Origin of the sequence: Dietzia cercidiphylli, assembly GCF_014145145.1 — a bacterium.
In the GTDB taxonomy this organism is placed as follows: domain Bacteria; phylum Actinomycetota; class Actinomycetes; order Mycobacteriales; family Mycobacteriaceae; genus Dietzia; species Dietzia natronolimnaea.
Window position 1 is genome coordinate 1 of record NZ_JAALEA010000175.1, and the last position, 8291, is coordinate 8291.

Sequence of the window (8291 nt, forward strand, 5' to 3'; positions counted from 1 at the left end):
CCGGGCCAGGTCCGCCACACCGGCGGCCGAGGCGGCGTCCCAGCTCCGCGGACGGTGGAGGCGGGTCTGTTCGGGCTCCGGCCACCGCACCCGGACCGCGGCGCGGGCGCCGAGGCGGAAGGTGAGGTCGTCGACGAAGGCGTCCATCACCCCGGAGGACCGGCGATACGCCCCCTCGCCGTCGGCGATGAGAATCCTCATGATGGCCACCCCTCTGGCGGTCCGCGATCCAGGGGGTCGGCCTGGCGCGGGACATGCCTGTCCGCTGAACGCAGGACAGCTATGTAGCCATGTCAATAAGTTTTCATTGATAACTCGTGTTGGCGACCAACGCCCTTCCCGGCCCCGTTCACTTCACGAGTCGGCACTCGCTCGCCCTCGGACTCGGCGCGGTCGCGCTCTGCGTGGGCGTCGCGGTCCTCACCACCGGCATCGCGATCGAGCCGACGGCCCGGTTGGCGGGTTCGCTCGCGTGGCTGGTGGTCCCGGCCGGGCTCGGGGGTTACGGGGCGTACATCCTCGCCCTGCGCACCCTCGGCGCCACGCGCACGAGCATGCTGCTCTACCTCACCCCTCCGGTATCGGCGATCTGGGCGTGGGCGATGCTCGGGGACCGTATCGGGGCACCACAGGTCATCGCGATGGGGCTGGGGATCGTGGCGGTCCTGCTCACGGCGAGTTCCGGCAGCGGCGGGCGGCCGGTCGCCGACTCTCCGACCAGCCCCGGCGTCGTCCCGGACACCCCTGGCGTGGTCCCGGGCGGGGATACTCCGCGGCCGGACCGGCCACGACCTCCAGCGCACTCACATGCCGGCGGCGGGGCAGCCCCCGGACGTCTGCCCTAGGTTCCGCAGAACGTGACGTGGGGGGAGGCGTCGGGCGGGGCCGGGCTCGCGTACCGCTCCAGCCCGGGACGTTCGGTGTAGGGATCGGTGACGACGACGAGGAGTTCGGTGAACGGCCCGAGGTCTCCCGCCGTGGCCGCGTCCAGCGCCTCCTCCACCAGGTGGTTGCGCGGGATGTACACGGGATTGGCGGTCGCCATCATCTCGGCTGAGGGATCCAGTGCACGCCACCTCGCCAGCCACCCGTCGGCAAGCTCCCCCACCAGCTCGCGTACCGGCGAGGTGTCGCCCGCCGCCGCGGGGATGAGCGCGCGGAAGAACGACGTGAAGTCGGCCCGGGACGCGGTCAGCAGCCGCGAGAGTTCCTCCAGCAGCGGCTCGATCGCATCCGACCCGGCCGCCCCGTCGCCCGACCCGGGTTCGCCCGACCCCTCCGGATCGCCCGACCCCTCCGGATCGCCCGGCCCGGCCGGTCGGCCCAGCGCAGCGGGAAGTCCCAGCTTGGTGCGCATCCCCTCGGTCCAGGCCTCCTGGTAGCGGGTGGGAAACGTCCCCAACGAGGCGGTCAGCGTCTCGACGGCCGCGTTCTCGTCGTCGTCGACCAACGGGACCAGGGTCTCGGCGAACCTCGCCAGGTTCCACTGCACGATGGGCGGCTGGTTGCCGTAGGCGTAGCGACCCTGGGTGTCTATCGAGCTGAACACCGTGGCGGGGTCGAACTGCTCCATGAACGCACACGGGCCGTAGTCGATGGTCTCGCCGGAGATCGTGGTGTTGTCCGTGTTCATGACCCCGTGGATGAACCCCAGCAGCATCCACTGCGCCACCAGGGAGGCCTGGGCGTCGAGGACGGCGGCGAACAGCGCGAGGTACGGGTTCTCCGCATCGGCCGCCTGCGGGTAGTGGCGCGCGATGGCGTGGTCGGCGAGCCTCCGCACCAGCTCGACGTCGCCGGTGGAGCGGGCGAACTGGAAGGTGCCCACCCGCAGGTGGCTGGCCGCCACACGGGCGAGCACGGCGCCCGGCAACGGTTGCTCGCGGTACACGGCCACCCCGGTTCCGACCACCGCCAGCGCCCGCGTGGTGGGCACACCCAGCGCGTGCATGGCCTCGCTGATGAGGTACTCCCGGAGCATCGGCCCGACCGCTGCCAGACCGTCGCCACCACGGGCGAACGGCGTGCGGCCTGAGCCCTTGAGGTGCAGGTCGCGACCGTCCGGGAGCTCGCCCATCAACAGGGCCCGTCCGTCGCCCAGTCGCGGGGAGTAGCCACCGAACTGGTGTCCCGCGTACGCCTGCGCGACCGGGGTGGCGCCGGAGGGGACGTGGGTTCCGGTCAGCAGGCCCAGGCCCTCGTCTCCCCGGAGGTAGGCCGGGTCGATGCCCAGCTCGGCGGCCAGCGGCTCGTTGAGGGCGAGCAGGCGCGGCGTCGGCGCCTCGGCCGCCTTCCATTGCACCCCGAGATCGGGGAAGTCGCGGGCGAAGCCATCGGTGAGCCGTACGCCGGGCCGCTCCTGGGAAGTCATGCCGTCAACGGTACGTCTCCGTCGCGGGGTGCCCCGGCCGGCCGGCCAGGTTCTCCGCGTCGGCACCGAGACGCCCGAGATCCGCGCGCAATGCCGCGATGTCCGCCGACAGCCGGCTGACCTGAGCCTGCGTGGCCGCCTGGTTGGCCTCGTCCACCTCGCTGACCCGGTCCACGATCCAGGAGGCGAGAGTGGCCGTGACGACACCCAATAGGGCGATCCCCGCAAGCATCAGACCCGCCGCGATCACCCGGCCCGTAGGGGTCACCGGTGCGACATCGCCGTACCCGACGGTGGTGACCGTGACCACCGACCACCACAGCGCCTCCCCGTAGGTCTCGATCGATAAGCCCGGAGCCCCGCGCTCGGCGTCCAACATCGCCAGGGAGGAGACGACGAGCAGGACCGACGTCGACCCCGCGGCGTACGCGATCACCTGGCCGCGCACGGCCGTCCCCGCCGAGCGGTGCATGACGCTCAGCAGCATCACCAGGCGGAGAAGGCGCAGTGGCCGGAGCATCGGCAGCGCGATCACCACCACCTCGTACCAATGCGTGAACAGCCACCGACCCCGCTGCTTCGCCAACACCAGGCGCACCACGAAGTCCACCGCGAAGAGCACCCAGGTCCCCACGATCACGACCTCGGTGACAATGCCCCCCCGCGCCGACCGGGTTCACCAGGACCGAGACCGCGTAGGCGACCAGGAAGGCCAGGGCTGCCCCGATCAACGGCCATTCCGTCAGTTCCGCCCACCGTTTTTCCGTCACCGTTCGATGATGACCGATCCGCGGCGCCCACGGCGGACGAAGTGACGGCACGGTTACCGATCAGCCGATCAGGTTCTCTCCGGCGAGAACAGGGCGTACATTCCCGACAATCGGGGACTCGACCCGTCGATCGGCAGATGTAGAGCGACGAGTCGACGTCCACGCCATGCGTCACCGACCGGAACGAGGTTGCACCATGACGGCCAATGCGGTGGGCTTCGCGCTACTCATACTCGGGTTGGCGCTGCTGATCGGAAAGATCATCCGAGTCAAGGTGGGGATAGTCCAGTCACTGTTCCTCCCCAGCTCGATCGTCGCCGGGGCCCTGCTGCTCCTGTTGGGACCCGAGGTGCTGGGCCGGTTCGGGGGTCCGTGGGGGGAAAACGGTCTGTTCACCGAGCCGATGGTCGAGGTGTGGTCCTCGCTGCCCGGGCTGCTGATCAGCGTCATCTTTGCCACCATGTTCCTCGGGCAGAAGCTGCCGACCGCGAAGCGGGCAGTGAAGCTCGTGGGCCCCCAGCTCTCGCTCGGCGTGTCCCTCGCCTCCGGGCAGTACGTCGTGGGTCTGCTCCTCGCGGCCCTCATCCTGGTGCCGACCCTGGCGGCCGCGCCGATGACCGGTGCGCTCATCGAGATCGGGTTCGAGGGCGGCCACGGCACCGCCGCCGGTATGCGCCCGGTCTTCGACGAGCTGGGCTTCGGCGAGGGCGCCGACCTCGCCGTCGGACTGGCCACCGTGGGAATCGTGGGCGGGATCGTGATCGGCATCGCGTTGATCAACTGGGCCGTGCGCACCGGGAAGACTGAGATCGTCACCGGGAGCGCCAAGATGTCCATCGAGGAGCAGAAGGGCCTCTTCCGCGAGGACGAGTACTACTCCGCCGGCAAGATGACCTCCCGCCCCTCCTCCGTCGAGCCGCTGTCGCTCCACATCGCGATCGTCACGGTGGCGATCCTCGTCGGGCTCGCGATCCTGGAGGGCCTGCGCTGGATCGAGCAGGCCACCTACGCGTCGGTCATGCTCGACGAGAACACCCCGTTGGAGATCTTCGCCTACGTCCCCCTCTTCCCCATCGCCCTCCTCGGCGGCGTGATCGTTCAGTACGTCGCCACCAAGGCCGGGTTCGCCCACGTGATCGACGCCCAGATCATGCTCCGGATCCAGGGCTGGGCGCTCGACTTCCTCATCGTCGCCGCCATCGCCACGCTGTCCCTGCAGGCCATCGGCGAGAACATCGGCGTCTTCGCGATCCTCGCGGTGGCGGGGATCGTGTTCAACGTCGCCGTCTTCCTCCTGCTGGCCCCGCGGATCATCGGCCGCTACTGGTTCGAGCGCGGCATCGGCGACTTCGGACAGTCGATGGGCGTCACCGCGACGGGCCTCATCCTGATGCGCGTGGTCGACCCGCAGGCCGAGAGCCCCGCGTTCGAGGCGTTCGGCTACAAACAGCTGGTCTTCGAGCCGTTCTTCGGCGGTGGGCTCATCACCGCCATGGCCGTGCCGATCATCTTCCTCACCGGCGTGTGGCCACTGTTCTTCGTGATGCTCGCGGTCTTCCTCGTGGCCGTGCTCTCCGGATTGTTCTACTTCCGACCCAGGGAGATGAAGGACCGGGCGGAGTGGGAGAAGGAGAAATCCGGCGCGGAGCAACCCGTGCGCGAATAGGCCCTCGACTCGTCAGCCCCGTGGCCGCAACCCGGCCATCGCCCTCACGTCGGACACTAGGATTAAGGAAACCCCACTTCCGGACCGACCCCAGGAGGACCCATGCGGAAGAAGTCGTGGAGCGAGCTGTCCGATGGTCAGAAGGCCACGATCCTGACACTGATGTCCGTGCAGGTGTCGCTGGCGGTCACGGCGTGGACCGATCTGGCGTTCCGGCCCGCCGAACAGGTGCGTGGAAGCAAGGCCAGGTGGGCTGCCATCATCGCGGTCAACTTCATCGGACCCGCCCTCTACTTCGTGCGGGGGCGGCGGAGATGACCACCCGGGGACGGGCGGGGCTCGCCGCCGGTGTCCTCCTCGTCGTCGTCCTGACCCTCGGCGCGTGCGCCGCGGGACCTAACGTCGACGTCTCCCCGGAGGGCCTCGGTTTCTGGTGGGGGCTCTGGCACGGGCTCATCCTCCCGGTGACCTTCATCATCTCCCTGTTCACCGACACCGTGACCATCTACGAGGTGGGCAACAACGGCAACTGGTACAACTTCGGATTCGTCCTGGGGATCGCGTTGTTCTCCGGTCCGGCGATGGCGGGCTCGCGCCGCCGTTGACACCGGCACCTCTGGGGGAACCATCGCGCCCGCGCGACCGGATCCGGCCCGGCACCCGAACCGCGGTCGACGGTGCGGCCGCGGTCGCGCATGATCTCGTCCAGTCGCCCTTCGTCCAGGCCGGACCATTCGACGTAGTCGTCCCACTCGCGCCCGGTCATGACACGGAGAGACCGGAGAGCAGGACGAGCCGCGTCCCCACCGGGTCCACCACCCGGGGCGGTCTGGCTCCGTTCTCGTCGACGATCACGCTCGGCGGGGTACCGATCACTTTCTCTCCTAGGGTCGCGGCGACTGCGATCTCGTGAACGCTAGTTCACCTAGGCCGCGATATGGCCGCCGCGCACGCCAATTCACCTGGGTGAAATGGCACGTGAATCGCCAGCTCGAAGCCGATTGCAAAGGTGCTCGGCGCGCGACGCCCGGGCGGTGCGTGCTCCGGCGGGCGCGCTGGTCGCGGGACTCGCCGGCGGCCGTGACGAGGCGCCGGTCACGAAGCTGAGCATTCCCTTACCTACGCCCCCGGCCGAGCGCATACTTGACCCGTCCACCACCGGCGTCGCCTCTCCGACCCCGGCGGTTCCAGCACGCGCGCCGCCCACGGGAGCACCATGAGCACCGATCAGATCACCGAGAAGACCGACGACCCCGGCGAGCCGTCCCCGCTCGCCACCGTGACCGGTGCGGTCGCACGCGCCGCCCGCCGACTCCCGGTCACCGCGATCGTGCTGGCGGCACTGCTCGTGACCGGGGTGGTGTTCGAGACGCTGTGGCGTTCCGCCCCTGACGCCCCGTGGTTCGAGGGCGTGGCCTACGGCGTCCCCGCGCTCGAGGGCGGCCGCTGGTGGACCGTGTTCGCCGGCCCGTGGTTCGGGATGACCCCTCTCCAGCACGTGTCGCTCCTCGTGCTGGTGGCGGTGGGGATCGGGGTGGGCGAGTGGCGACTGGGGTCGGCGCGGACGGCCCTGGTCGCGATCGGTGGCCAGCTGATCGGCGTGCTGGGGGCGTTCGGCGTCCTCGTCCCCGGTGACGCGGTGGGCTGGGAGTGGGCCACCGAGCTGTCCGTGGTGCTCGACGTGGGGTGCTCGACCGCGGTGATCGCCGTGCTGGCCGCCACCACGGCCACGCTGGTGTCACCGTGGCGACTGCGCGCACGGGCCCTGCTCTACGGCTATGTGATCGTGTCGTTCCTGTTCCTCGGGCGCCTGTCCGACCTCACGCACCTCATCGCCTTCGCGGTGTTCCTGCTTGTGGGCGAGCGGTTCTTCTCCCGCACCGAGCGGGGACTGCGGCCCCGCACGCGGCGCGAGACCAGGCTTGTCGTCTCGGCCGGGATGTGGTTCCTCGCTGCGGTGCACGTGGTGGTCTACTTCGTCCCCGCGGAGGGCCCCCTCGGCCCGACCGAGGCCGACGACGTGAACCTGGCCGGCATGCTCCTGTCCGTCCTGGTCGCCGCGGTGACCGCCGAGCTGCTCCGCCGCGGCTACCGGGTGGCGTGGCTCGTCGCCCTCGTGTACGCGCTCCTCACGGCGGTGGCGACCCTCGTCGTCACCGTCCTGGTCGTGACCGCGGATTTCGAGAGCCTCGGTGCCGTCACCGCGGGCACGGGCCTGCTGTGGACGGGCGAGGCCGTCCTGCTCATCGCCGGCCGGGGCGCGTTCGGGGTCCGGATCCGGCGACGGGTCACCGGCTCCTCGGTCCACTCGGACGAGGTGATCGACCGCGTCCGCGCGCTCATCCGCAGGCATGGCGGCAGCACCATGTCGTGGATGATCACGTGGCAGCCGATGAACTACTTCTTCGGGCCCGGAGCACAGGCCGGTGGGGGCCCCGACGGGGAACCGGACGCCGTCGACACGGGCGCACCGGCCGCCGGCGTGGTGGGCTACCGCCTGCACGTCGGCACCGTCATCGCGCTGGCGGATCCGGTGGCCGCACCCGCCGACCGCGCCCGGCTGCTGACCGAGTTCGTGGACTTCGCCGAGGCGCAGGCCGCGGTGCCGTGCCTGTTCTCGGTGTCGGCCGAGACCGCCGACACCATGCGGGCGCACGGCTGGCGGGCGCTGCAGATCGCCGAGGACACCATCATGGACCTGCCCGATCTGGCGTTCGGCGGGAAGAAGTGGCAGAAGATCCGCAGCGCCATGAACAAGGCGGAGAAGAACGGCACGAGTTTCGTCTCGGGCCTGCTGCGGGAGCAGCCGTCCGCGATCCTGGGGCAGGTCCGCCAGATCTCCGAGCAGTGGGTCGGGGACAAGGAACTGCCCGAGATGGGCTTCACCCTCGGCACGGTCGAGGAGGCTCTCGACGACGACGTCCGCATCGCCCTGGCCGTCGACTCGGGCGGGGTGGTCCAGGCCGCGCTCTCCTGGCTGCCCGTCTACCGCGGCGGCGCCGAGGGCGGCGTGCGGGGCTGGACACTGGACGTGATGCGCAAGCGCAACGGGCCCGGCGCGAACAACATGATCGAGTTCCTCATCGCCCGGTCCGCGCTCGAGTTCAAGGACGAGGGGGCCGATTTCGTCTCGTTGTCCGGTGCCCCGTTGGCGCGGAGTGGCGACGACGACGAGGTGGCCACCCTCGACAGGGGTCTGGACCTGCTCGGTCAGGCGCTCGAGCCGTACTACGGGTTCCGTTCGCTCCACCAGTTCAAAGCCAAGTTCAACCCGCGGATCGAGCCCGTGTACCTGTGCTTCCGCGACGAGGCCGACCTGCCGCGGATCGGGGTGGCGATCGGCCGGGCGTACCTGCCGGGTGCGACGACCCGCCAGCTCGCCGCGCTGGCCCGGTCGGGGAAGTCGGAGACCATCGACGCCTGAGGCCTCCGCCCCCGAGCTGCGGCATCCGCCCCCGAGCCTGCCCGGCCAGAACGCCGCCGC

8 protein-coding genes are annotated in these 8291 nt (G+C 70.3%); 5 read left to right on the top strand and 3 right to left on the bottom strand.

The window, feature by feature from the left end; all coding sequences use genetic code 11:
• On the bottom strand, positions 1–201 hold a 201-nt coding region (locus G6028_RS06925), incomplete at its 3' end, for a hypothetical protein (RefSeq protein ID WP_182658424.1).
• 116 nt (positions 202–317) lie between these two features.
• On the opposite strand from G6028_RS06925, the gene G6028_RS06930 reads away from it, so the two are divergent.
• On the top strand, positions 318–845 hold the full coding sequence (locus tag G6028_RS06930; RefSeq protein ID WP_182658425.1) for an EamA family transporter: 528 nt from the start codon (positions 318–320) through the stop codon (positions 843–845).
• On the opposite strand, the gene G6028_RS06935 is transcribed toward G6028_RS06930, so the two are convergent.
• Together G6028_RS06935 and G6028_RS06940 are read right to left on the bottom strand one after the other, a co-directional pair.
• Positions 842–2371: a protein adenylyltransferase SelO gene (locus tag G6028_RS06935; protein WP_182658426.1), complete on the bottom strand. Its 1530-nt coding sequence runs from the start codon at positions 2369–2371 to the stop codon at positions 842–844. The two genes, G6028_RS06930 and G6028_RS06935, sit on opposite strands and share 4 nt — an antisense overlap.
• A 4-nt stretch (positions 2372–2375) precedes the next feature.
• Positions 2376–3011 carry a potassium channel family protein gene (locus G6028_RS06940; RefSeq protein WP_338404165.1) on the bottom strand — a complete coding sequence of 212 codons (636 nt, stop codon included), beginning with the start codon at positions 3009–3011 and terminating at the stop codon, positions 2376–2378.
• Positions 3012–3337: 326 nt separating this feature from the next.
• On the opposite strand from G6028_RS06940, the gene G6028_RS06945 reads away from it, so the two are divergent.
• The 4 genes from G6028_RS06945 to G6028_RS06960 all read left to right on the top strand — a co-directional run bounded on the left by G6028_RS06945 (position 3338) and on the right by G6028_RS06960 (position 8231).
• Positions 3338–4807 (top strand): sodium/glutamate symporter, encoded by a 1470-nt coding sequence (locus tag G6028_RS06945; protein WP_182658427.1) that lies wholly within the window; start codon positions 3338–3340, stop codon positions 4805–4807.
• Between the two features lie 102 nt (positions 4808–4909).
• The gene (locus G6028_RS06950; protein WP_179523808.1) at positions 4910–5125 is read left to right on the top strand and encodes a PLDc N-terminal domain-containing protein; all 216 of its coding nucleotides are present in this window, start codon (positions 4910–4912) and stop codon (positions 5123–5125) included.
• Positions 5122–5412, top strand: a complete 291-nt coding sequence (locus G6028_RS06955; protein ID WP_017838311.1) for a hypothetical protein — start codon at positions 5122–5124, stop codon at positions 5410–5412. Before G6028_RS06950 ends, G6028_RS06955 begins: the two co-directional genes overlap by 4 nt.
• A 611-nt stretch (positions 5413–6023) precedes the next feature.
• Positions 6024–8231 (top strand): bifunctional lysylphosphatidylglycerol flippase/synthetase MprF, encoded by a 2208-nt coding sequence (locus G6028_RS06960; protein ID WP_182617928.1) that lies wholly within the window; start codon positions 6024–6026, stop codon positions 8229–8231.
• Positions 8232–8291: the final 60 nt, after the last annotated feature.